Below are 25371 nucleotides of genomic sequence, written 5' to 3' on the forward strand. Positions count from 1 at the left end.
CCTTATCAAATTTATCTTTTATTTAAAAATTTCTTTATAGGTGTTTACAATACTTTCTACTGTAAAGCCATATTGATCAATCACAGCATTCCCTTTTCCTGAAGCTCCAAATCGATCGATTCCAAAGGTAAAGCCTTTTCTACCGACATAGCGTTCCCAACCATATGTCGCTCCCATTTCAATAGACATCCGATTTGTTACTGCATCTGGTAATACAGATTCTTTATAAGCAGGATCTTGGCGATCAAAAATTTCCTGACATGGCATAGAAACAACCGCCACATCAATGCCTTCTTTTTCTAAAGCCGCTTGAACTTGTACAGCAAGATTTACTTCTGATCCTGTGGCAATGAGTATACCGTCTGCTACGTCTCCCTTTGCTGGAGAAAGAACATAGGCACCATGTTTCATACCTTGACTCGCTTTTTCATCTGTTCCTTTTAAAACAGGAAGATTTTGCCGAGTAAGAACCAATACAGTTGGCGTTTCTTTAGATTCTACAGCTACTTTCCAAGCAGCAGAAACTTCATTCCCATCTGCTGGGCGAATGGTATTGACATTAGGTAATGCTCTAAATGATACTAATTGTTCAATCGGCTCATGCGTTGGTCCATCTTCTCCCACAGCAATAGAATCATGCGTGAAGACATAAATAGAAGGAATATTGGACAAAGCCGCTACCCGAATAGCTCCACGTAAGTAATCTGAAAAAACAAAGAAAGTCCCTCCATAAGTAATGGAACCTCCATGTAACCGAATCCCGTTCATGGCTGCTCCCATCGCAAATTCACGAACACCGTACCAAATATTACGTCCTTGATAATGTTCAGGTGAAAAATCATCACCTTCTTTGATGTAAGTATTATTAGAAGCTTTCAAGTCAGCAGAGCCTCCCCAGAATTCTGGTAAACGACTTGCGATTGCTTGAATAGTTTTTTCACTTGTTTTACGTGAAGCGAGGGCATCTTCTCCTTCATGATAAACTGGTAAGCAATCTGCCCAATCTTCTGGTAATTCTCCTGCATAAGCCCGTTTAAAGCGTTCAGCAAGATCTGGATAAGCTTTTTGATAGGCATCATATTGTTCTTCCCAAGCAGCTTCTACCTTGGCTCCACGATCAGCGACTTTTTCTTTGAAGAGAGTATAAACAGTCTCTGGAATTTCAAATTTATCATATTTCCACCCATAGACCTTCGCCGCATGTGCACGATCTTCTTCACCAATTGGGCTTCCATGTGTAGCAGAAGTTCCTTCTTTTTCGGAGCCATAACCAATTGTTGTTTTCACTTCAATTAAACTTGGATGTTCCTTATCAGCTCTCGCAGTTTCAAGAGCATGAGCAATTTCTTCAAGATTATTGCCATCTTCTACACGAACATATTGCCAACCATAACTTTCAAATCGAGATTTAACATCATCAGTATATGTTTTGTTGGTTGGCCCGTCTAAACAGATGTCATTGGAATCATAGAGTAAAATTAATTTTCCCAATTTTAAATGTCCAGCCAGAGAAGCGGCTTCATGGGAGATTCCTTCCATTAAATCTCCGTCACCATTCAAGACATAGGTATAATGATCTACTAACTGATAATCTTTTGTATTGTAAACAGCTGCATCATGTGCTTCAGCCATCGCCATCCCCACAGCTGTAGCAATTCCTTGCCCTAAAGGCCCTGTCGTTGCTTCTACGCCATCTGTGTGATGGACTTCTGGATGTCCTGGCGTCTTAGATCCTAATTGACGGAATTGCTTCACGTCATCTAAAGTGACTTCATATCCAGATAAATGTAATAAACTATAAAGTAAAGCTGAGCCATGTCCTGCAGAAAGGACAAAACGGTCTCGATTTATCCAATGACTGTTCGATGGATTTTGATTCATAAATTGACTCCAAAGAACATAAGCCATTGGCGCTGCTCCCATCGGAAGTCCTGGATGTCCTGAATTTGCTTGATTTATCATATCAACACTTAACATCCGAATAGCACTAACGGCTTCTTGATCTGCTTGATTAAACATCAATTGGTCACTCCTTTTCAATACGCGTGAAAACGCTCACTCAATTATATTCATGGTATCTTGTATTAAAAAACTTGTCAATCAGATTCAAAAACAATTTTTTTACATTTGTTTAAAAGTTCATATTTACCTTCTAAGAAATGAACAAATGATCATTTTTCTACAAATTCTCCACTTTCCTTGACAAAAACATCCCTAAAACTTAAGGGATCATAAGCTTTTAGGGTTGTTTTGAATCATTTCCTTTAATGAAAAGATTTATGAGAGAAATGTTTTCGAGCCACTTCTTTAATTTCGTTACTTACAATATTTTGAAGAGAGTCTTCTTTGCTTGAAGTTCTTACCATTAAATAAATATAAAAATACGGAAGTGAAATATTTTCTAAATTCAACTTCACTAAACCTTCATTGGTATTCGTTGCCATTTCAATAAGCATAGTTGCTCCAACGTTGGCTTTCACAAAAGATTTTGCAGTGGCTACTTCATTCGTAGAAAAAATATTGGTCTGATCAATGTTATGCGTATTTGCCCAATTCAAAAACACCTGATGCTGAACATAATCTTCGCCAAGGATTACAAATGATTGCTCCCTTAAATCTTTCAAAGAAACCGTTGTTTTTTTTGCTAAAGGATGATTTTCTCCTACCCAAATTTGAAATTGATCTTTAATCAATAAAGTCGTCGTAATATCCGGATAAGCCTCTTCTTCAATAGGTTGAGAAAAACCCACAAGTGCAGTATTAATTTCTCCCTTCCTTAGCAGATTTAAAATCGCCTTGGAGCCTCCCTTCTCGATAATTTGAATTTTTTCAGAAAACTTAATCAAATTTGGCAAAAAGAGAGGAAGCAAGGTCGCTCCAATAATAGGAGGAACTCCTAATTGAATGCTGTTATTTTCTTTATCATTAATTTCTTTTTTGGTTGATTCAACTAACTGAAGTATTTTCTCCGCTTGTTTTTGAAAAATTTTACCAGTCCCCGTTAGTTTTAAAATATTATTTCCTCGTTTACGAATAAATAAGGTAGTATCTAATTCATCTTCTAAACGTTTAATCATTAAAGATACAGCAGGTTGCGAAATTCCCAATGCTTCTGCTGTCGCTGTAAAACTTTGGGTTTTAGTTAAATGGATAAAGTATTCTAAATCCTGTGTTCTCATACGAATTCCTTCCGTTTATTTCATTAACTTAGACTTATTATAACATAGCTTAAGGAACCCATTTATTTTTCATTTCTTTAAAAATTACTCTCTCCTAGAAAAGAGGCCGTTTTGATCCTTCTAATCAAAACGGCCTTTGGGTTTATACTTTCAATTAAAAACCTTTAGCGTTTTCTTTCGTAATTTTAGTAACGCCACCCATGTAAGGAACTAAAACTTCTGGTATTGTGACAGAACCATCTTCATTTTGATAGTTCTCAATAATCGCAGCCACAGTCCGCCCAACTGCTAAACCAGATCCGTTCAAAGTGTGCACCAATTGTGGTTTACCATCTTTATCACGATAACGAATCTGTGCACGTCTGGCTTGAAAATCAATACAGTTTGAACAAGAAGAAATTTCACGATAAGTATCTTGGTTAGGCATCCAAACTTCTAAATCGTAAGTCTTAGAAGCAGAGAAGCCCATATCTCCTGTACATAGAACAATACGACGATAAGGAAGGCCCAATTTTTCAAGAATGTTTTCTCCATTTTTTGTCATCGATTCTAATTCTTCAAAAGATTGATCAGGACGTGCAATTTTAACCATTTCTACCTTATTGAATTGATGCATCCGAATCAAACCTCTCGTATCACGGCCTGCTGAACCTGCTTCTGAACGGAAGCATGGAGATAAGGCAGTTACCTTAATAGGAAGATCTTCATAATTAAGAATTTCATTAGCAAAATAGTTAGTGAGAGGCACTTCTGCGGTTGGAATTAAAGTAAGGTCTTGACCTTCATTGGTAATTTGATAAACATCTTCTGTAAATTTAGGAAATTGACCTGTTCCATACATTGCTTGGTCATTTACCAAGTAAGGCGTAATCATTTCTAAATAACCTTCTGCTTGGTGTTGGTCTAACATAAAGTTATAAACCGCTCTTTCCAAACGTGCTCCTAGTCCCTTGTAATAAACAAAGCGGGCTCCAGAAACTTTTGCCCCTGCTTCAAAATCTAAAATATCAAGAGCTTCCCCGATATCCCAGTGAGCTTTAATTTCAAAAGGAAATTTTCGAGGTTCTCCATGACGGTGAATTTCAACATTTTCATTTTCATCTTCTCCTACAGGAACACCTTCTGCAGGTAAGTTTGGAATACGAGCTAGCCGATCATGTTGTTCTTGATTTACTCCTTTAAGTTCTTCATCTAGGACTTTTACTTTTTGACCTAAAGCTTGCATTTCCTTAATTTTATCATCTGCGTTTTCTTTATTCCGCTTTAATTGACCGATAGTATCAGAAACGACATTTCTTTCTTGTTTTAATTGTTCGGTCTGAGCAATTAATTCCCGCCGTTTTTCATCTAAATCCTTAATCGTTTCAAGCTCTTCTTTAACAACTCCACGATTTTGTTCTTTTTGCAAAGTTTCTTCAAATTGATCTCTTAATAAACGTACATCAATCATCCTATATCCTCCTTAATTTCGAACCTTTTAAGAAATAAAAAAAGCCATTTCATCCCTCTATAAGGGACGAAATGGCTCTTTAATCTTTTTTTCGCGGTACCACCCTGATTCAAGACAATCAATTTGTCTTGCACTCACAGATAACGGTTGTTAGCCGGCAATATTCCTTGATAAAATCAAATTTATAAGCAAATTATTGTGTGGATTCCCTACCTCCTTTTACTTACTTTCACCAACCGTAAGCTCTCTAAAAAAAGAAATAATAGGTACTTGTCACAACTTTTCTTTATAGTATGTGGTTACATTTTATAAAGAATTATAAGAAGTGTCAATAGCTCTTTCATGTAATTCTTCTTATAAAAAAACAAGCAGGAATTTTATATCTGCTTGCTCTTAAAAACTTATTCAATGATTAATTCTGTTTCAAGTTCTGGAGAATGTGCCAAAGTATCTCTTACAGGACAAGTATGATCAACAAATTCAATAAATTCTTCAATTTCTTCTTTTGTATTATCTGCTTGGATATGGTAAGTCGTCTTAATAACCCCTAATCCAATTTTAGCATTTGGATTTGTTCCTCTAAAGCCATCTACATCTAAAGTTCCTTCAATTGTTAAAGAAGCTTTTTGGATATTCATATGATGAGCTTTCGCAAAAGCTTGAATCACAATAGCTTTGCATCCACCTAAAGCAGAAAGTAAAGCTTCAATTGGGTTCATTCCTTTGTTGCTTCCTCCACTTGCAACAGGTTCATCCATTACAAATGTAAAGTCTCTAACTTGACTATGCACTTCCATACCTTTAACTACATCAACAACTGCCTTAAATGTTTTGTCTGTCATAAGAATTCCTTTCTTTCTACACGTTCCTATACTTTAAATTATAACGATTCCGTTACGCGCTGTAAAGGCTTACATGCTATTTGATATATACTCTTTGCAAAGAAATTAAAAAGATTCTTTTTAAGGACCTTTTACCCGTATGCTATTTTATATCGGAACCAACTCATAATAAATTGAATGGTTTCATGAACTTTTCGTGTGATTTGAACACCTAAACTGACAGCTTTTACTTCCTCTGTTGGCGAAAGGGGAGCTTTTAGAAATTTTTGGCCGTTAATATTTTCATAGAAAGAAAGATGCAACCGCTCATCTGCTACTTTTTTGTCCATTACTAAAGGGGCTTTAATTTCTAATTGCCCTTCTGTATTGTATTGCACAGAATTTTCAAAATCTGACCAAACATTAACATCTTCTGAATGTTTTTTAGGGAGAAAACAAGCAACGTCTCTTTGATATTGCAATCGCGTAATCACTTTATTCCCACCATACACACTAACCGGATGACCTTCATTATAAAAAGAACCTTCTTTAGCAAATCTCGTCCAAACTAGATGATTCTCTAAGCTTTTTAATAATTTCTTGGTCCCTAAAAAACGTTCCTTATCTGAAGGCGCTCCAAGTGTCACAGCAATAATAGACTGCTGATTCATTCTAAAAGTAGCTACTAAACAAGCTCCTGCCTTTTCTTCAGTTCCTGTCTTTAAGCCCGTGACTTGTTTTGTTTCATACTTCATTCCTGGCAACAACTGATTCGAATTTTGAAGTGGATAAACAATCTGATCACTCACTTTAAAATTTTTATCAGTAATTTGAGCTCGACGTTGAACATCTGGATAATCCGTTAATAAATGCTGAACCAAAACAGCGATAGATCGCGCTGATAATTGATTTTCCGCTTTAGGAGAGACCCCTTCCTTTCCTCCATCCATTCGAAGTCCTGAATGCAATCCACTCGCTGAAACCAGTTGATAATCTGAAATATGAAGCTCTTTTAATTTATTTTCCATTAATTGAATAAATTGATCCTCAGACCCAGCAATTTTTTCAGCTAAAGCTACTGTAGCAGAATTAGCAGAAGCAATAATGATAGCATCTAACAATTGATCCACCGTATAATAATCATCTCCTGCTTGCAGCGGAACATTAGATAACCCTTCTGCTCTGGAATGTGCCGCTACTTCAGGAGAAATAGAAACTTTACTATCTAACTGTAACTTATCATTAGCTAAATAATCGTAAATAACATATAAAGATAATAACTTTGTTAGTGACGCTATACCATGTAATTGATCAGCTTGTTTTTCATAAAGGATCTGACCTGTCTGTTGATTTATCACTATTCCCGTTTGAAAAGGGAATTGATAGGTTTGATCTAATTGTTCAGAAAAATTTTGAAGAGAAATCTCTTCAGCTTTTGCTTCTTGTGGAATTATCCCAAAAAAGGAAGAAAGAATTAAACAAGGAAAAATCCATTTTTTTAAAATTTCTTTATTTCGTCTCTTTTTCACTGAATTTTTCCTCCTTCTCTTCTTGTTTTTTAGGAATCTCGAAACTAAAACGTGTAACCCCCTGATCCGATTGAACCCAAATTTTACCATGGTGCAAACGAACAATACTTTCCGAAATCGCCAACCCTAATCCACTTCCTTTGGTGGTACGTGAAGGATCCACACGATAAAAGCGTTGGAAGAGATTATCTAAAGCTTCTTTAGGAATTTGCGTACCGTCATTAGCAATCGTAAATTTTACCTTCTCTTTCTGGTCTTCTAATATTAAACAAATATACTGGCCTTCCCCTCCATATTTGATAGCATTGGTAATTAAATTTGAAAACACACGGACAATTTTTTCGGGATCTACTTCTACCATTACTTCATCTACTTCAGGAAGTTTTAAAATCATTTTTCGCCCCACTTCACTCGCTTCTAACTCAAACTCAACGCTCAATTGTTCAAGCAAGCGCACAACATTCGTGTTCACTGGATGAATAGTTGAATTTACTTGACTAACTTTCGTATATTCAAACAAATCCTCTACCATTTTTTGCATTTGAAGAGCTTTTGTATAACTGATTTTGACATATTTCTTCATTTGATCAACATCTTGACATTGTTCATTCTCAATCAATCCTAAATAGCCAATGATAGAAGTGAGGGGGGTACGAATATCATGACTCATGTTTCCAATCAATTCATCTTTAGATTCTTCAGAACGCCTTTCTTCTTCCATTGCTTTTACTGTAGAGTTCACCAATCGATTAATACTAGAAACAATCGGCTCCATGGATGTCATATGATTCGTAGAAATTTTATGATTATAGTTTCCTTGAGCAATGTAGTGTAATTCTTCTAAAATAAATCCCAGCTGAATCGCCCGATTTCTTTTGTACACTCTCCACATCACCAAAAGACAGCCAGCAATCAAATATAAAATAGTAAAGATAATAATAAAGTACTGCCGATATCTAGGGAAAGCTATCAACCACGCTGGATTATTTAAAAGTAATTGAGGATAAATATATTCTGTTATGGAAATAAACACAAATATAAATCCAAAATAACCAATCACCAAAAAGGCCAATACGGCGATTGTTTCAAAAAATAGCTCCGTAAAAATTCGCAATTGACGATTAGAGAGCACATTCTTTTTTATTTTTTTCAATACGCCCATTTCCCTAGCTTATCCTCCTTCATTATTCGCTAGTCCTGAGAATGGTCAGAAATTTTATAGCCTACTCCCCACACCGTAGAAATAACCTTATCTCCGCCTGTAGCACTCTCAATTTTATCTCTTAGATGGCTAACGTGAACCATAACTGTCTTGGCAGAAACCACTGATTCTTGTTGCCAAACTCTTTCAAAAATTTCATCAGCTGAAAAGACTTTATTCGGATGACAAGCTAATAAATATAAAATACCAAACTCAAGAGCTGTTAACTGAATAGTTTGTCCGTCTATCGTTTTCACTTCATGTGAATTCTTGTAAATCACCAAAGGTCCTATTTCAATAATATCGCCGTTATTGGGATCATTGGCTTTTGAACGTCGCAATAAGGATTTTACACGCGCCATCACTTCCAAAGGATTAAAAGGTTTGGTGACATAATCATCTGCTCCTGTCGTTAATCCTGAAATTTTATCCATATCCTCTGATTTGGCACTTAATAAAAGAATGGGTGTCTCTACTTCTCGACTTCTTAATTCTTTGACAACCGTTAAGCCGTCTTTGTCCGGCATCATAATATCTAAAATGATCACGGCAATATCTGGATTTTCGCTAATTTTCTTCAAAGCTTCCTCTCCATCGAAAGCCTGAACTACTTCATAATTTTCATTCATAGAATAAATCGTTAATAATTCAACAATTTCTTTATCGTCATCTACAATAAGTATCTTCACAAGGATACCCCCTTTTCTTACTTATAAATTACTGTCATACTCGTTTCTATTCTACCAAATCTTATCAAAAAGGCGGACTTGTTCGCTCTAAAATCTCTTTAAGAATTGCTTAAAATCAATATTCTCCATTTAAAATAGTCTGTGAGATGTTTAAACTTTGCTAAAATTGAAAGGAAACTTTTTAAAAACTCACCAAGCGTGGTAGTATTAAAACAGCATCTTAAGACACAAGAGGAGTAATCGTATGACTACAGCATATCATTCAGTATCTCTCACTGACGAAGAACACAATCATTTTGTAGAAAATCATCCAAACGGAGACTTATTACAACTTACCGACTGGGCACAAGCTAAAGCTTTTACAGGCTGGCATTACAAAAAAATTGCTATAGCAGATTGCAAAGAACAAGTGCAAGGTGTCTCTCTTCTTTTGTTTAAAGCAATTAAAGGAACTCCTTGGACTTTCGCCTACGCTTCTAAGGGCTTTGTTGTCGATTATAACAACCATGAAGCAGTCATTGCCTTGAGGAATGCAGCGATTGAAGTAGCTAAGGAAGAAAAAGCAATCTATCTCAAAATCGATCCTGACCTCCAAAGAGAAGGAAGCGAAAATATTCTCAAATTTTTAACTTCTATTGGTTTTCATCATACAGGATTTAAAGATGGAATGAACGAGCAATACATCCAGCCTCGTCAAACCATGTATACCCCTATTGACAAAAATGATGATGATTTATTAGCTTCTTATGATACAAAAGCGCGTAATCTTGTAAGAAAGGCACTGAAATCAGGATTAGAAACACAAAAAGCTAGTGGGGAATCTCTGGATGTTTTTGCTCAACTGATGCAAACCACAGGGGAAAGAGACGGATTCGCAACAAGAAATATCACTTACTTCCAATCTATTTATGAAAAGCTCCATCCTAATGGGCATATGGATTATTTTTTAATCCGTTTAATGCCTAATCAAATGGCCCAAAAAGCAGAAGAAGAACTTGCTTCTATTCAAAAAGATTTAGAAAAAGTAAGTCAAAAAAAAGACAGTAAAAAGAAAGAAAATCAACTCAAAGAACTCTCTACTCGTCAAAACAAAACAAAGCAATTAATTGCGGATGCACATGACTTACAAGAAAAATATCCAGAAGGACTCCCTCTATCCGGAGCCTTACTCGGTTTCTGTGGTCAAAAATGTTACTATTTATACGCAGCATCAAGCAATGCTTATCGTACTTTAAATCCTAATTATCAATTACAATATGATATGATGCGCTATGCACGAAACAAAGGGGCCAAAACATATGACTTTGGTGGAGTAAGTGTTAACCCTTCACCTGATTCTCCCTATTTGGGCTTATGGCTCTTTAAAAAAATGTGGGGAACTAAGGTTTCAGATAAAATAGGGGAATTCGACTATGTACTGAATAAACCTCTTTACTTCCTTATGACGTTTGCGTTTCCTCGTATTCGTCACTTTAAACAACATCTTTACAGTAAAAAATAAATTAAAAAGGAGAGTTAACTTTAGGAAGCTAACTCTCCTTTTCTATTATTAAAATTTCGGCTTACTCCATTTCTTCTGAAGGAAATACCGAACCAAAAAGGCAAGAGCAGCGATGAAGAAATACAGAGACGGTGTTAACATCGGATTAAAAATTGGCGGAAGAAAAGTAACTACCAAACTCAGTAAAAAAATCCATCCTCCAATCACAGCCATCGAAACAAAAACATAACGAATAAATCCTGCTTTTGTACATTCTGAATTCATTTTTTTACTGTACCGTGCCATAAGAGTCATCGCTAATCCTCCCATAAAGAAGTTGATGATTAAAGCCCCTAGTCCTAATGTCAATCCATTAGAAGCTTGTCCATTTGCTAAAAGTTCCATTAAACCTGCAATAGCGCTAAATAATCCTCCAACAAATAAAGCATTGTCTCCCCACATTTGAAGAAATCTTGGTGGAGCCATTTCTTCCTTCGTCGGTGATTTTTCTAGAACTTCAGCATAATAATAAGGCGTTCCAAATAGTTGTTGGGATGTTTTTCCTAAAGGTTGCCCTTCAATAAGTTGACCAATGACTTCATGAAGAACGATCTCTTTATTACGTCCTCTTAAGTTTTTATCTGCGATCGCTTTTTCAAATTGAAACACAAATTCTTCATTTCGTTTCGTTAATTGCGGACGCCATTCTTCTATTTCCTGTTGAATTTTTTCTAATTGTACTTCTTCTTGTTCTTGATTTTTATTAGCCACCTTGACGCCTCCTTAAACATTGAAACGGAACAGCATAATATCGCCATCTTTAACTTCATAATCTTTACCTTCTGAACGATATTTTCCTGCTTCCTTGCAAGCTTGCATACTTCCATATTCCATTAAGTCTGTATAGTGAACCGTTTCTGCACGGATAAATCCCCGTTCGAAATCTGAGTGAATCACACCTGCTGCTTGAGGAGCTCGCATTCCTTTTTTGAAAGTCCAAGCCCGTACTTCTTTTTCGCCAGCTGTAAAGTAAGTTGCCAGTCCAAGTAAAGTATAAGCTTTTTGAATCAGAACATCTAACCCAGACTGACTCATTCCCAAATCATCTAAGAACATCTGGCGTTCTTCATCTTCCATCGTTGCTAAATCTTCTTCTAATTTCGCACAAACAACGACAACTTCTGCGCCTTCTTTATCTGCAATTTCTTGCACTTGACGAACATAATCATTGTCTCCGTTTGCTGCATCTTCTTCTGAAACATTCGCTACATAAAGTACTGGTTTCATTGTTAATAGAAAAAGTTGTTTAACAACTACCATTTCTTCATCCGTTAATTCCACACTACGCGAAGGCTGACCAGCTTCTAAGGCTTCTTTTAATTTGGAAAGAGCATCAGCTTCTACAACAGCTTCATGTGCTTTAGATTTCGCTACTTTAACCGCTTTTTCGTAGCGTTTATTGACACTTTCTAAATCAGCTAAGATTAATTCCAAATTAATTGTTTCAATATCATCTTGTGGATTAACATCACCTGAAACATGAGTAATATTCCCATCTTTAAAACATCTTACCACATGACAAATAGCATCCACTTGGCGAATGTTGGCTAAAAATTTATTGCCTAGTCCTTCTCCCTTACTAGCACCTTTAACAATCCCCGCAATGTCTGTAAACTCAAAAGTCGTTGGAACTGTCTTTTTAGGATGAACTAATTCCGTAATTTTTATCAAGCGTTCATCAGGGACTTCTACTACCCCTACATTAGGATCAATTGTTGCAAAAGGATAATTAGCAGCTTCTACTTGAGATTTGGTAATAGCGTTAAAAAGCGTAGACTTTCCTACATTTGGGAGCCCAACAATTCCAGCGGTTAATGACATAATTTCTTCACACTTTCTCTCTTATTCTTACTCAGGGAATTTCCCTCTTACTTTATTATTTGATTAGGTTCCAATCTTTCTTCTAAAACACGTTTCATTTTCTTTTCAAATTCACGTCTCGGCATCATAACCGATTGGGCGCACCCTTGACATTTCATACGAATGTCAGCCCCCATTCGAATAATTTGCCAGGCATTTGTTTTGCAAGGATGTGGCTTTTTCATTTCTACAATATCATAAAGAGTATAATTCTTATTAACCATTTTATCCCTCTCAATCTTCAAATCGAATATCAAGAAGATCCAAAATTCGGGTTAAATCTTCTTGCGATAAATACTCAATTTCAATTCTTCCCGCCTGACCCTTAGGTTTGATTTGAACATTCGTTCCAAATTTATCCATTAAGTGTTCTTCACCGATTAAGAGATATTTTGGCTTTTCTTCTTTTATCATTTTAACTTTAGGTGCTGCTTGAACAGGTTCATTAAGATTTTGAACAAGTTTTTCTAATTGCCGAACGGTTATCCCTTCATTAACAACCTTATGCGCTAATTTAACTTGCTCTTTCGCGTTTTTAACACCTAAAAGCGTACGTGCTTGACCCATAGACAATTGCCCTTTTTGTAAATAATTTTTTACTTCTTCACTAAGATCTAATAAGCGCACATAATTTGCAACATGAGCTCGACTTTTTCCTAATCGCTGAGCAGCCTCTGCTTGAGTAAGATGCAAGGCACTCATTAAATTTTTATAGGCATGTGCTTCTTCTAAAGGGGTTAAATCTTCCCGTTGTAAATTTTCGATAATAGCGGTTTCAATCATTTGCTCATCGGTCATATCACAAATAATCGATGGAATAGTCTCCAAACCTGCTAACTTGCTTGCCCGATACCGTCTTTCTCCGGCAATTATTTCATATCCTTTAATCGCAGAGCGTCGGACAATAATTGGCTGTAAGACCCCTTGTTGAGTAATAGAATCTGCTAATTCTTTTAAACTTTCCTGATCAAAATGCGTCCGTGGTTGATATGGGTTTGGGCGAATTTCTGCCAATAAAAGAGAACTCACTTTTTGATCATTTGAGGCAACTTCTTTTTTTTCTTCAAAACTATTTTTAATTTCTGTTTCAATAGATTGATTTGAAGAATTACTTAAGTTAGATGCTTCTTCACTGACAGAATCTTTCTGTAGTAAGGGCGAATCACTAGGGAAAAGTGCTCCAATGCCTTTTCCTAACCCTCGCATTTTTTTATTGGTCATTCTCTAGCACTTCCTTTGCTAACTGGAGATAAACTTTTGCTCCCCGTGAACTCATATCGTAATCAATAATAGATAATCCATAAGAAGGTGCCTCTGACAATCGAACATTTCTTGGAATTAAAGTTTCATAAACTTTATCGCCAAAATATTTTTTGACTTCTCCAACTACTTCATTACTCAAATTTGTCCTCGCATCAAACATAGTCATGAGGACACCTTCAATTTTTAACGAAGAATTAAAATGTTTTTGAACCAATTGAATCGTATTCAACAATTGACTTAACCCTTCCAAAGCATAATATTCACTTTGTACAGGAATTAAAATCGAATCAGCTGCTGTAAAAGCATTAATCGTTAGGTGCCCTAATGAAGGAGGACAATCGATAATCAAGTAATCATAATCCTCTTTTATTTCATCAATAGCTTTTTTCATTCGTCGTTCACGTTGAGGAAGATTAGTTAATTCAACTTCTGCCCCTGCGAGTTGAATAGTGGCTGGAACTAGGTCAAGATTTTCCCGTGTTGTTTTTTGAATGGTGGTTCGAATAGGCACCTCATTCACCAAAACATCATAAATATCCACTTCTACACTTGCTTTAGAAATGCCTAGCCCACTCGTCGCATTTCCTTGAGCGTCACTATCTACTAATAAGACATGTTTTCCTTCATATGCTAATGCAGCCGCCAAATTTACAGCCGTGGTCGTCTTCCCAACACCACCTTTTTGATTCGCAATGGCAATTACATTCCCCATGCTTCTTCCTCCTCTGTCAATCTTTCTCATGAAAAAAGGGCGAAATGCGATTCGCCCTTTACGCATTTCTTCCAAACTCACTCTGTGAACTCTTCGCTTCTTATTTTTATGTCCTTCTTATTGTATCAAAAAAGCATCCTTCGTGCTTAAAATTTCGCAAGAATTCTGTTTGATTAGAACCTTCTTTTTTATTTAGAAGGATTGAATAGGTTTCTTTTGAGGTAAGCTGGCCTTACGTGGATATTTTTTAGGAGTTACTTTACGTTTTTGAATACATAAAAGATGCCTTTCTCCTACTTCCTCTGGCAATTCAAAAGCAATATCTTCGGCAAATTTTCCACCTAAAGTCGCAATAGCTGGTTTAGCGGATTGAATTTCTTCATCAGCTTTAGCAGCCTTCATTGCCACAAACTGCCCCCCAACTTTTGCGAAAGGTAGGCAATATTCTGCCAATACTTCCAAACGAGCCACAGCCCTAGCAGTTACAAAATCATAACATTCGCGATGATTGACATCTTGTCCAAAATCTTCTGCACGCCCATGGAAAACTTGCACATGTTGAAGGCCTAAATTTTCTTTAACTGTCTCCAAGAAGTGAATACGTTTCTTCAAACTATCGACTATTGTTACTTCAAGATGAGGAAAGGCAATTTTTAGTGGAATACTTGGAAAACCTGCTCCCGCTCCAACATCCATAAGCTTTAGACTTTCTTTTGTTATATCTACATAAAATGCCAAACTCAGAGAATCATAAAAATGTTTAAGATAAACTTCCTCTTCTTCTGTAATGGCCGTTAAATTCATTTTCTGATTCCATTCAACCAACAAGTGATAATATTGATCAAATTGAGTCACTTGCTCTTGAGATAAATGAATCTCGTGAAGCGCTAAAGCTTGTATAAATTCCTTTTGATTCATTCTTTCTCCTTCCTATTTACACAACTTTTTCGATTTGATTATAGCATATAAAATCTAAGCAGAGAATATCTGCACTTTTCGTAAGTAGACAAACCTCTCTTTGGCGCTTAAAATAAAAAAGGAAAATCATATTCGCTATAAAATATATAGAAAGGAACGTGGCTTGTGTCTTGGACTTACTTCGGAGATTTGTTTATCTTTATGATGGAAAGAGTTGGATTGATCGTGTTACTCGCTGTCCTATTAGTTCAAACTCCTTATTTTAAAAATCTTCTGTCTCAACAAAATAATCGAAGAAAAATTATTCCTCTAGTGATTGTATTTGGATTATTCGCTATCTTATCCAATCTTACCGGTATCAAAATTACCCCCAATAACATTGAAACTTCAGGTTTGCTCACTCACATTAAACCGACAACATCTATTGCGAATACGCGTTCATTAGCTATCTCAGTTTCTGGATTTGTAGGAGGGCCAATCGTTGGAGGATTTGTGGGGATTATCGCCGGCCTCCATAGAGTTTTTCAAGGAAATGGTGGGGGATTATTTTACTGTTTTTCTTCCCCAATTATCGGCTGTTTAGCAGGACTTTCAAGCAAATATTTAAAACATCCCGGATCATTGATTAACCCAAATCGTGGTTTTATCGCAGCTGCTATTTTGGAAGGCATTCAACTTCTGTTTATTGCTATTTTTACACCAGATGGACTGAACCTTATTCGAATTATTGCCCTTCCTATGTTAATTTTAAACAGCGTAGGGACTTTTATCTTTATTTCGACCATTCATAATACCCTTACCCAAGAAGAACAGGCCCGCGCTATACAAACTCATGATGTACTCTCCCTAGCAACTAAAACTCTACCACTTCTAAGAACAGGTTTAACCCCTCAACACGCTCAAGAATTAGCGACAATAATTAAACGCTATACTAAAGTCTCTGCTGTCTCTATTACCGACAAAAAGAAAATTTTGGCTCATGTGGGTGCAGGTATTGATCACCATTTTCCAACACATGACGTAATTACAGAACTCTCGCTGCATGTCATAGAAACTGGAAAAATGGCAGTCGCACATAATCGTCAACAAATTGGCTGTACACATGCCGATTGTCCACTTCAAGCAGCTATTGTCATTCCGCTTCTCTGTAAGGGACAGATTTTAGGGACTTTAAAGCTCTACTTTATAGACTCTAGTCAGCTCTCCTATGTTACAGAACAACTCGCTAAAGGCTTAGCTGCTATTTTTTCTATGCAAATTGAACTTGGCGAAGCGCAATTACATACGAAATTATTACAAGATGCTGAAATTAAAAGTTTACAAGCTCAAATTAATCCACATTTTTTCTTTAATATAATCAACACTATCCTCGCTATCATGCGTTTTGATCATCAAAGAGCACGTGATCTCCTACTCCAATTAACTGTCTATTTTAGACATAACTTACAAAGTACACGAGAAACCACCATCCCCATTAGCGATGAACTTGAACATCTTCACGCCTATTTAAGTTTAACTGAAGCGCGTTTTCCAGGTCGTTATACCATTCACTTAAATGTAGACGACATTTTAAACCAAGCTTTAGTTCCTCCACTCTGTGTTCAAATTTTAGTTGAAAATGCGATTCGGCATGCTTTTGGTCAACGAAAAACTGACAATCATATTTACATAGACATCCATACTCAAGAAAACACGCTCACTATTTCTGTTAATGATAATGGAAATGGAATAAGTCCTGAAAGATTAAAACAATTAGGTCACGAAGCTGTTTATTCAGAAAAAGGAACAGGAACGGCATTAGATAATCTTTCAAAACGTCTTCATATTCTTTATGGTGAAAAAGGTCAATTTAAAGCAGAAAGTATACAAAATGTTGGTACTCGATTTACTTTAAATTTCCCTTTACAATTTGCTGAAGGGAGCGAAATTAATGCTACACATTCTAATAGTTGATGACGAAGCTTTTGCACGTCAAGAATTAGCTTATTTAGTGAATTTACATCCTCAAGTTTCTCGAATAGATCAAGCTGAATCTGTCACAGAAGCTCTAACCATCATGCTCGATAATAAACCTGACATCGTTTTTCTAGACATTCAGTTAGACGGCGAAACTGGTTTTGATTTAGCCTATAAATTTTTGCAAATGCGAAAACCGCCTTATTTAATTTTCGCAACTGCCTATGATAACTACGCGTTAGACGCTTTTAAAGTCAATGCAAATGACTACATTTTAAAACCTTTTGAAGAAAATAAAATTCAAGCTGCACTTAATAAATATTTACAGTACTCTGAATTATCTGTATCTGATTCTACAGATACTACTTCTAAAGAGTCTTCATCCAATTATGATACAATTGCTATTCAAAGTGATGATAGGGTCTACCTTCTTCATCCAGAAGATATTTTCCTTGTTTCTGTTCAGGGACATACAGTCACAGTTGATACTCTTAATAAATCCTTTGTGACTACTGGCACATTAAGTGCTATTGAGAAAAAACTTCCTGATGACTTATTCTTGCGTTGTCATCGCTCTTTCATTTTGAATATCACACATATTGTTGAAATTCAGCCTTGGTTTAACCAAACTTATCAGGTTACACTTTCTAATCATATCAAAGTTCCTGTTAGTCGATCTTACTTAAAAAGCTTTAAAACACGCCTAAATATAAACTAGCAGAAAGCGTTATCCTTTCTTTAGTGCCAATTTTCATAAGGAGTTGGCACTTTTTCTATGTATTCTAGGTAGCCCTTCTTGCAATTCGTGTTAAAATTCATGCAGCTTGAGAGAAATATCACAGATTATTTTCAATCTAAGATAAACTAATAATCAGTAAAACGATGCACAAGTTATTAAGGAGCGATTTTAAATGAAAAAAACAAGTTTTATTACCCAAGCTGGTATTTTTGCCATCATTTTATTAATTTCTCATTTTCTTGCTAAATTATCTCCTATTCCTATGCCTGCTTCAGTGATTGGATTAATTCTTCTTTTCGCTGGATTATGTTTAGGAATTATTAAACTTGAACAAGTGGAAGACCTTGCACAAAGTTTAATTGGTGTGTTAGCTTTTCTTTTTGTTCCTTCTGGAGTATCTTTGATGACTTCTTTGGACATTATGAAAGCTTCAGGTGTTCAAATTATTTTCCTTATTGCCTTTTGGACAGTGATTGCTATGTTAATTATCGGCTATGTTGGCCAAGCTATCGAATGGTTAAAATCCAAAGCAAAAGCTAAAAATGCAAGTACTCAAGAAAATCATTAATTTACAGAAAGTGAGTGTTAAACAATGATTCCTTATATCGGTATTGTTCTTTCTTTAGTTACCTTTATGTTTGGTACCTTCCTTTACAATCGTTACCATCATTTCTTCCTCTTCTCTCCACTATTTGTGGCTATGGTTTTAAGCATTGGTTTCCTTTTAATTACAGGAATTCCTTATGAAACCTACCAACCAGGTGGAAAAGTTATTATGTTCTTCCTAGATCCAGCAACCATTGCTTTTGCAGTTCCGCTTTACAAGCAAAGAGCTTTATTATTTAAATACTGGAAACAAATTGTTGCCATGTTAATTGCTGGTTTAGTATTATCTGTGATTTGTGTCACCATTGCTGCCCAAATCCTTCATATGGATAAAGGTATCATCGGTGCTATGATGCCACAAGCTGCAACGACAGCGATCGCACTTCCTATTGCAGAATCCATTGGTGGTATTAAAGCTATTACAGCTCTCGCAGTTATCTTAAATGCGGTTCTTGTTTCTGCATTAGGTAAAACAGTTCTTGATAAACTTCACATAACTGATCCTATCGCTAGAGGATTAGCTTTAGGAACAGCTGGACACACTGTTGGTGCAGCAGTTGCTTTACAAAACGGAGAAACAGAAGGCGCTATGGCTTCCCTAGCTATGGTGGTGGTTAGTGTCCTTACAGTCTTCGTTGTCCCAATCCTAGCTCCAATTTTCGGCCTCTAATTATTACTTCACAAAAAGAAGCTTTCCTTTTCTGAATTTCAGAAGGAAAGCTTCTTTTTTTATAATCTTTTATAGATTAGTGAATAGTATCATCTGGAAAATGTGTAGCACTTAAATCTACTAAAAAATAATCATACCGCAAAGTCTGATGCTTAGGATTCTTTAAGTCAACAGGGTCATCCCAGGTCGTATCAATACCTAGCCATTCCCCATTGACATACACCAAATTCCAAGCGTGAGCAATAGGGCTATTTGTTTGTTCTGGTTGGTATGCAGTTCCTGTTCTCGATAGACACGGTATCCCTGCTTGATCACATAAAATTTGAAATAGAGCCGCATACGCCTGACAAACTCCTGTGCCTTTTTTTAAAATGGCATAAGGCGAATAAATAGAAATGCCATCAACTTCTCGACTACTTCCCTGATAATAAGTACTCATCTGTATAATTTGATCATGAATACGCCGAACTTTCATGTAAGGAGGCAGTCCGGCAAGCTTACTCGAAAAATCTTTGGCCCATTGTTTCACTGCTTGATCTTGTTGATAATTATGATGCAATTGAAAAGCAAATAAAACTTTCGTTTCCCCTAATTTTTTAGAAGAAACATACATTTTTACCTGCTTCAAAGTAATCCCATAATAATGTCCGTAAAGATTTTTACACAAATGATCAAACAGTTTATTCTTATCCAATCGGTCATTCTTAATTTTCAAAATAAAATGATAATTTCCATTTTCTAACTGATTCAAAACAGTAGCTAATAATTTAGGATCCTCTTCATTTTCAAGAACGCCAACAGGTTTTAGAGTTTGTAGTTCTTTGAAAAGATTCTTCTTTTCCTTAACTGTTTCCTCCTCTGATGCTAGATATGGGAACTGATAGATTTTAGCATCTAGCGCTTGAAATTTTTCCAATAACGTATTAAAAAAAGGAAGCTCTACAATTTTTTCCTCCCACTGATTCTGACAACCGGCTAAACTCACAACTATTGACAAACATAAACAATACCGACGAAATAAGGACACAAAATTTGCCCCTTCCTATCAAAAAAATCTTCTCCAATAGCATAAAAAATTCTCTAAAAACTTTCAAGCTTTCTGATCATAATTCTTCTTCCTACAAAAAAGAGCTGATCTTTTTTCAGCTCTTTTTTCTCGATTTTAGTTATTTTTATTTTGAAAATGGCTTGTTAAATAAATAGCCAAAATGGAAATATCTGCTGGATTAACTCCAGATACCCGACTCGCTTGCGCAAGTGTTCGAGGCTGAATCTTCTTTAAACGATCTTTCGCTTCAGTCGCTAAACCTTCAACTTTATCGTAATCGATAGTTTCTGGTATTAACTTTCCTTCCATCTTTCTCAAACGCATCACTTGTTTTTCAGCTTTTTCAATATATCCAGCGTACTTAATTTGAATGGTAACTTCTTCTTTTATTCTCCGGTCATAATCCCCATCTGGTTGGCTAAATTGCCAAATATCTTCAATAGATAACTCAGGGCGCCGTAATAAATCAGCCGCCAAGATACCGTCTTGAAGTAAGGCAGAGCCTTTCTCTTTTAAGAAAGCTTGTAAATCTTTACTTGGACGTAATCGCGTGGTCTCTAAACGTTCAACTTCTTTTTGAACAGATTCTTTATAAGCTAAAAAATGTTGATACTGTTCATCCTTAACTAAACCTATTTTGCGACCTAGCTCAGTTAGTCTTAGTTCTGCATTATCATGCCGCAATAACAAACGATATTCTGCTCGAGAAGTCAATAATCGATAAGGTTCTGTGGTTCCTTTAGTCACTAAATCATCCACTAAAACCCCAATATAAGCTTGATCTCTTCCTAAAATCATGGGTTCTTCACCACGGATTTTTAGTACCGCATTAATCCCAGCATAGAGTCCCTGCCCAGCAGCTTCTTCATAACCACTTGTTCCGTTGGTTTGTCCCGCTGTATAAAGATTTTCAATTAATTTGGTTTCAAAAGTTGGCTTCAATTGACTCGGAACCACCATATCATATTCAATAGCATAAGCATCTCGAATAATTCTTGCTTTTTCTAAGCCTGGAATAGTTTGAACCATTTCCATTTGAACATCTTCTGGTAAGGAAGTAGAAAGTCCCTGAAGATAGATCTCTTCGTTATCTTTTCCTTCCGGTTCTAAAAATAATTGATGCTTGGGTTTATCTGCAAAACGAACAATCTTATCTTCAATAGATGGACAATACCTAGCGCCCACTCCTTCTACAATACCTGTAAACATTGGCGCACGATGTAGATTATCTCGAATTAATTGATGCGTTTCTGCTGAAGTATACGTTAAATAACAAGGAATTTGATCTTCAACTGGGAGATAATCCTCATCTTTAGACAAAGAAGAAAAATGATGGGGTTCTTTATTTCCAGGTTGAATAGTAGTTTTTGAAAAATTAATAGTTTTTTTATCAACACGTGGTGGGGTTCCTGTCTTAAAACGTTTCACTTCAAATCCATATTTATCTGCTAAATTTTTGGTTAATTGATCTGCAGATTGAGAATTATTAGGTCCAGCTGAATACTTTAATTCTCCAATAATAATCTGGCCTCTAGCCGCTGTTCCAACTGTTAATATCGTGGCTTGGCTCCGATAAATCGCTCCCGTTTGTGTAATAACCCCTTTACAGATGCCATCTTCTACCACGAGATCATCTACAACCGCCTGTCGAAGGGTTAAATGTGGCGTATTTTCAATCGTTCGGCGCATTTCGCGTGCATACGCCTCTTTATCAGCTTGTGCCCGTAAAGCGCGGACAGCTGGTCCCTTCCCTGTATTTAACATTCTCATTTGAATGTAAGTTTTGTCGATATTTTTCCCCATCTCTCCGCCCAAGGCATCAATTTCACGAACGACCACTCCTTTGGCTGGCCCTCCGATAGATGGATTACAAGGCATAAAAGCAACCATATTAACGTTCAAGGTGATAAGTAAGGTTTCCATTCCCACTCTTGCGCTCGCCAAAGCGGCCTCACACCCAGCATGACCTGCTCCAACGACAACAACATCATATCTCCCTGCTTCAAAAGTTTGCATGACTTAGATTTCCTTTCTTCCTTCAATTTTTCCACTAAAAAAGTGCCTACTCCACCCCTTCATTGGTTTGGAAAGACACTTTGACTGTCTAAATATGATATTTCGTCAACGATTATAACAAGCTTTTGCTCATTTGTAAATGAAAGGTAGACTTTACTGAAAGAATTAATCTTTTAAATTAAAACGTAAATCCATCTTTGTAGAAGCCACTTCAACCAATTGGCCTAATTGTTTTTGGCTAGCTTGCAATAAGAAATCAGCCATAGTTTGGTTAGCAACAGTCAGTTTTTCTTTGATAGCTTCTTGATCAGTCATAGATTTGACTTCTTGATCTATTTCTACCTGCATCCGACGTAATTTAGCCATTACGCTCTTTTCAAATTCATTCTGTAAAGTTCCATACAAACTATAATCCCTGTCTCCAATCACCGCCATGGTTTGAACCAGCCAATACATATAATTAGGATTATAAGAAATCGGGGTATCGCGCCAACTTGCAGGCGTATCTTTAACATAGCTATAAAAGGGAAGTAAACAATTATAAGCATTAGAAGCAAATGCTAACCAATGAACGCCTTGTAATCCAGTGGGAAGTTGAGGACGAATTTCTAAGCAATGAACTTCCATATTTCGATTCAATCCTATCGCCCGATAACGATGTTTTTCTTCTTCCGTTCCCATTTTTCCATAAATATCGTACACCGTTCCTTCGTAATGCGAAGAAAGTGCCCATTTAATATCTTCAACTGATAATTTACGCTTTGGATAGCACAAGAAAGGCTGATCAGGATAAGCTGGATCATCCACAAATGGGCAATCCTCTGTATAAGGTCGTGATAAATCTGAAAAATGTTTTTGAACGTACCAAGTTCTCGGATTATTATATTGAACATCCTTATAGTCATCACTTCCCAAAGTGTGGCGTAAATTAAGTCCTTCAGAATCAGGATTTAACTGATTTTCTTCAATAAAAGCTTGTAAATCTGTACAATATAAAACTTGATCACTCTCAAAATCAAATTGATCAATATTGAGACGATTAGGCGCAACCACATAACACTCGTCTGGTATCCGAATAGCAGCCCAATGGTGGCCGCCGTAAGTTTCCATATACCAAATTTCTTCACTATCTGAGAAAGCCATGCCGTTGGCTTCGTAAGTCCCATATTCTTCTAGTAACTCACCCATTCTCAAAACGCCTTCTTTAGCCGAATGAATATAAGGTAAGACTAAAGTAACCATATCCGCTTCAACAATAGATCCTGGTACATAAGGATCTGCTGCTAATACTCGAGGATTAGTCGTAATAGTTTCAGTTGCAGACATAGCAACATTCCATTGATTAATACCAGATCCCGCAAAAAGACCATTATGTTCTACATCTGCTTCAGGCGTTGAAGTATAACTCCCTGGACACTCAGGAAGTTCAATGGTTATATTGCCTTTAAACGTTTTATAAGAAGAAGGTTGATCTTCTGGAGAAACAACAACAAAACGTTGTGGATCTGGGCGATCTCCCCCATCCTCATTTCGCGCAATTAAAGTGGAGCCATTCAAAGAGGCCTTTTTCCCTACTAATATGGTCGTACATGAAGATTCTTTTATCATGATAATGTTCCTTTCTTGTCTTATTTTCCTAAACAAAACCGACTAAATAATTTAGTAATCAATTCATCAGGTGCACTTTCTCCTGTAATTTCTCCTAAATAATCGAATGTCCGCGTAAAATCAATCTGAACCAAATCAACAGGCATTCCTGCTCGAATTCCTGCTTTCACTTCATCTAAAGCCTGACAAGCTTTTTCTAACAAGTCAATATGCCGCACATTTGTCACATAAGTCGCTTCATCGCTTTCAATGGCTCCATTTAAGAAAAGATCACTAATACTTTGTGCCAATTCATCCATTCCTTTATCCTGTGTAATAGATGTTTGAATCACTCGATCTCCTTTAATATAACTGACTAGTTCCTCTTGATTTATTTGGGCAGGGAGATCCGTCTTATTGAGAAGGATAAGGCGAGTAGAGTTGTCTGTCATCTCTAAAAGTTTTTTATCCATGGCTTGCAGTGGCTCGCTTTGATTAATAAGTAGCAAGATGAGATCTGCTTCTTGCATAGCTTTTCGACTACGTTCTACCCCAATTTTTTCTACTAAATCATCTGTTTTTCGAATGCCCGCTGTATCAATAAGTTTAAGAGGAATTCCTTTAACATTCACATATTCTTCAATCGTATCACGCGTTGTACCTTCAATATCTGTTACAATGGCCTTTTCTTCATTCAGCAAATGATTTAATAATGAAGACTTTCCTACATTTGGGCGCCCTACAATAGCGGTTTGAATGCCTTCACGTAAAATTTTTCCTTGTTTAGAGGTCGATAAAATCGCTTCAATTTCTTCTCTAATTTCATCTGCCGCTTGATCTAGCTTCTTCAAAGTCATTTCTTCTTCATTGTATTCAGGATAATCAATGTTTACTTCTACTTGAACAAGGACATCAGAAATTTTATCGCGTAAGTTTTTAATTTTATGAGAAAGTCTTCCTTCTAGTTGTTTCATCGCCTGATTCATTGCCCGTTCAGTTTTAGAAGCAATCATATCTTGTACAGCTTCTGCCTGAGCCAAATCAATCCGGCCATTAAGGAAAGCACGTTTGGTAAATTCACCAGGTTCTGCTAAACGAGCGCCTTGTCTTAACACCAATTGTAAAATTCTTTGCGTAGCAACAATCCCACCATGACAATTAATTTCTACAATGTTTTCTTTGGTATAAGTTTTTGGAGCCCAAAAAACAGTTACCATAACTTCATCTACGATTTCTTCTGTTTTTGGATCAACAATATGTCCATAGTGGATAGTATGAGAAGCACACTGATGGAGGTCTTTACTCCCACTCTGATAAATTTTATCTGCAATATCTAGAGCTTCTTCTCCTGATAAACGAACAATCCCAATAGCTCCTTCCCCCAGTGCTGTTGATATTGCCGCAATGGTCTCCATACCGTCTGTAAACAAAATGCTCATCCTCTCTTTGCTTATAATAAAAAGTGCCTATCCCAGCTTCATTCAGCTACGAAATGACACTTTGCCTGTTTTCATATCTCTTAGCTAAGATAGATAGCCTTTTTCAATAAAAATTTATCGCTTTTCATTTATTATACGGAGATTCCAA

Annotated in this window: 22 protein-coding genes and 1 other annotated feature; of the genes, 5 read left to right on the forward strand and 17 right to left on the reverse strand. The window is 36.4% G+C overall.

Annotation, left to right across the window (positions count from 1 at the left end; all coding sequences use genetic code 11):
* Positions 1-18: 18 nt before the first annotated feature.
* The 7 genes from tkt to AWM71_RS03055 all read right to left on the reverse strand — a co-directional run bounded on the left by tkt (position 19) and on the right by AWM71_RS03055 (position 8869).
* The gene (tkt, locus tag AWM71_RS03025; RefSeq protein WP_060776602.1) at positions 19-2019 is read right to left on the reverse strand and encodes a transketolase; all 2001 of its coding nucleotides are present in this window, start codon (positions 2017-2019) and stop codon (positions 19-21) included.
* A gap of 245 nt (positions 2020-2264) precedes the next feature.
* On the reverse strand, positions 2265-3179 hold the full coding sequence (locus tag AWM71_RS03030) for a LysR family transcriptional regulator (protein ID WP_060776603.1): 915 nt from the start codon (positions 3177-3179) through the stop codon (positions 2265-2267).
* A gap of 154 nt (positions 3180-3333) precedes the next feature.
* Entirely contained in the window at positions 3334-4629 is a 1296-nt protein-coding gene (gene serS, locus AWM71_RS03035; protein ID WP_060776604.1) for a serine--tRNA ligase, read from the reverse strand.
* Between the two features lie 59 nt (positions 4630-4688).
* Positions 4689-4915, reverse strand: a binding site (T-box leader).
* Positions 4916-5030: 115 nt separating this feature from the next.
* A complete protein-coding gene (locus AWM71_RS03040) occupies positions 5031-5471 on the reverse strand; it encodes an OsmC family protein (protein ID WP_060776605.1) in 441 nt (146 codons plus the stop codon).
* Between the two features lie 131 nt (positions 5472-5602).
* A complete protein-coding gene (locus AWM71_RS03045) occupies positions 5603-6979 on the reverse strand; it encodes a D-alanyl-D-alanine carboxypeptidase family protein (protein WP_060776606.1) in 1377 nt (458 codons plus the stop codon).
* The gene (locus AWM71_RS03050; protein WP_060776607.1) at positions 6960-8141 is read right to left on the reverse strand and encodes a sensor histidine kinase; all 1182 of its coding nucleotides are present in this window, start codon (positions 8139-8141) and stop codon (positions 6960-6962) included. Before AWM71_RS03050 ends, AWM71_RS03045 begins: the two co-directional genes overlap by 20 nt.
* 29 nt (positions 8142-8170) lie before the next feature.
* Positions 8171-8869: a response regulator transcription factor gene (locus AWM71_RS03055; RefSeq protein ID WP_060776608.1), complete on the reverse strand. Its 699-nt coding sequence runs from the start codon at positions 8867-8869 to the stop codon at positions 8171-8173.
* 244 nt (positions 8870-9113) lie between these two features.
* Here AWM71_RS03055 and AWM71_RS03060 point away from each other — a divergent pair, with 244 nt between their 5' ends.
* Positions 9114-10370 carry a lipid II:glycine glycyltransferase FemX gene (locus AWM71_RS03060; protein ID WP_060776609.1) on the forward strand — a complete coding sequence of 419 codons (1257 nt, stop codon included), beginning with the start codon at positions 9114-9116 and terminating at the stop codon, positions 10368-10370.
* Between the two features lie 48 nt (positions 10371-10418).
* Here the strand turns inward: AWM71_RS03060 and AWM71_RS03065 are convergent, their stop codons facing one another.
* The 6 genes from AWM71_RS03065 to rsmG all read right to left on the reverse strand — a co-directional run bounded on the left by AWM71_RS03065 (position 10419) and on the right by rsmG (position 15162).
* Entirely contained in the window at positions 10419-11120 is a 702-nt protein-coding gene (locus AWM71_RS03065; protein WP_060776610.1) for a DUF1129 domain-containing protein, read from the reverse strand.
* Positions 11121-11132: 12 nt separating this feature from the next.
* Positions 11133-12230 (reverse strand): redox-regulated ATPase YchF, encoded by a 1098-nt coding sequence (gene ychF / locus AWM71_RS03070; RefSeq protein WP_060776611.1) that lies wholly within the window; start codon positions 12228-12230, stop codon positions 11133-11135.
* A gap of 47 nt (positions 12231-12277) precedes the next feature.
* Positions 12278-12493, reverse strand: a complete 216-nt coding sequence (locus AWM71_RS03075) for a DUF951 domain-containing protein (RefSeq protein ID WP_060776612.1) — start codon at positions 12491-12493, stop codon at positions 12278-12280.
* 10 nt (positions 12494-12503) lie between these two features.
* Positions 12504-13490 (reverse strand): ParB/RepB/Spo0J family partition protein, encoded by a 987-nt coding sequence (locus tag AWM71_RS03080; protein ID WP_060776613.1) that lies wholly within the window; start codon positions 13488-13490, stop codon positions 12504-12506.
* Entirely contained in the window at positions 13480-14244 is a 765-nt protein-coding gene (locus AWM71_RS03085; protein ID WP_060776614.1) for a ParA family protein, read from the reverse strand. Before AWM71_RS03085 ends, AWM71_RS03080 begins: the two co-directional genes overlap by 11 nt.
* Before the next feature lie 192 nt (positions 14245-14436).
* A complete protein-coding gene (rsmG, locus tag AWM71_RS03090; protein WP_060776615.1) occupies positions 14437-15162 on the reverse strand; it encodes a 16S rRNA (guanine(527)-N(7))-methyltransferase RsmG in 726 nt (241 codons plus the stop codon).
* Between the two features lie 201 nt (positions 15163-15363).
* Between rsmG and AWM71_RS03095 the strand changes: the two genes are divergently transcribed.
* The 4 genes from AWM71_RS03095 (at position 15364) to lrgB (ending at position 19133) form a co-directional block, all read left to right on the forward strand.
* Positions 15364-17115: a LytS/YhcK type 5TM receptor domain-containing protein gene (locus AWM71_RS03095; protein WP_060777446.1), complete on the forward strand. Its 1752-nt coding sequence runs from the start codon at positions 15364-15366 to the stop codon at positions 17113-17115.
* A complete protein-coding gene (locus tag AWM71_RS03100; protein WP_060776616.1) occupies positions 17093-17836 on the forward strand; it encodes a LytR/AlgR family response regulator transcription factor in 744 nt (247 codons plus the stop codon). The genes AWM71_RS03095 and AWM71_RS03100 overlap by 23 nt, the downstream gene beginning before the upstream one ends.
* Positions 17837-18029: 193 nt before the next feature.
* Positions 18030-18425: an antiholin-like murein hydrolase modulator LrgA gene (gene lrgA / locus AWM71_RS03105; RefSeq protein ID WP_060776617.1), complete on the forward strand. Its 396-nt coding sequence runs from the start codon at positions 18030-18032 to the stop codon at positions 18423-18425.
* A 24-nt stretch (positions 18426-18449) separates the two neighbouring features.
* Positions 18450-19133 carry an antiholin-like protein LrgB gene (gene lrgB / locus AWM71_RS03110; protein WP_060776618.1) on the forward strand — a complete coding sequence of 228 codons (684 nt, stop codon included), beginning with the start codon at positions 18450-18452 and terminating at the stop codon, positions 19131-19133.
* 76 nt (positions 19134-19209) lie between these two features.
* On the opposite strand, the gene AWM71_RS03115 is transcribed toward lrgB, so the two are convergent.
* The 4 genes from AWM71_RS03115 to mnmE form a co-directional block, all read right to left on the reverse strand.
* Complete coding sequence (locus AWM71_RS03115; protein ID WP_060776619.1) at positions 19210-20160, reverse strand: transglutaminase domain-containing protein; 951 nt, start codon at positions 20158-20160, stop codon at positions 19210-19212.
* 135 nt (positions 20161-20295) lie between these two features.
* Positions 20296-22197, reverse strand: a complete 1902-nt coding sequence (mnmG, locus tag AWM71_RS03120) for a tRNA uridine-5-carboxymethylaminomethyl(34) synthesis enzyme MnmG (protein WP_060776620.1) — start codon at positions 22195-22197, stop codon at positions 20296-20298.
* 165 nt (positions 22198-22362) lie between these two features.
* The gene (locus AWM71_RS03125; protein ID WP_060776621.1) at positions 22363-23805 is read right to left on the reverse strand and encodes a C69 family dipeptidase; all 1443 of its coding nucleotides are present in this window, start codon (positions 23803-23805) and stop codon (positions 22363-22365) included.
* Positions 23806-23825: 20 nt separating this feature from the next.
* Positions 23826-25223, reverse strand: a complete 1398-nt coding sequence (gene mnmE / locus AWM71_RS03130; RefSeq protein WP_060776622.1) for a tRNA uridine-5-carboxymethylaminomethyl(34) synthesis GTPase MnmE — start codon at positions 25221-25223, stop codon at positions 23826-23828.
* Positions 25224-25371 lie beyond the last annotated feature (148 nt).

This window comes from Aerococcus christensenii (assembly GCF_001543105.1).
GTDB classification, from domain to species: Bacteria; Bacillota; Bacilli; order Lactobacillales; family Aerococcaceae; genus Aerococcus; species Aerococcus christensenii.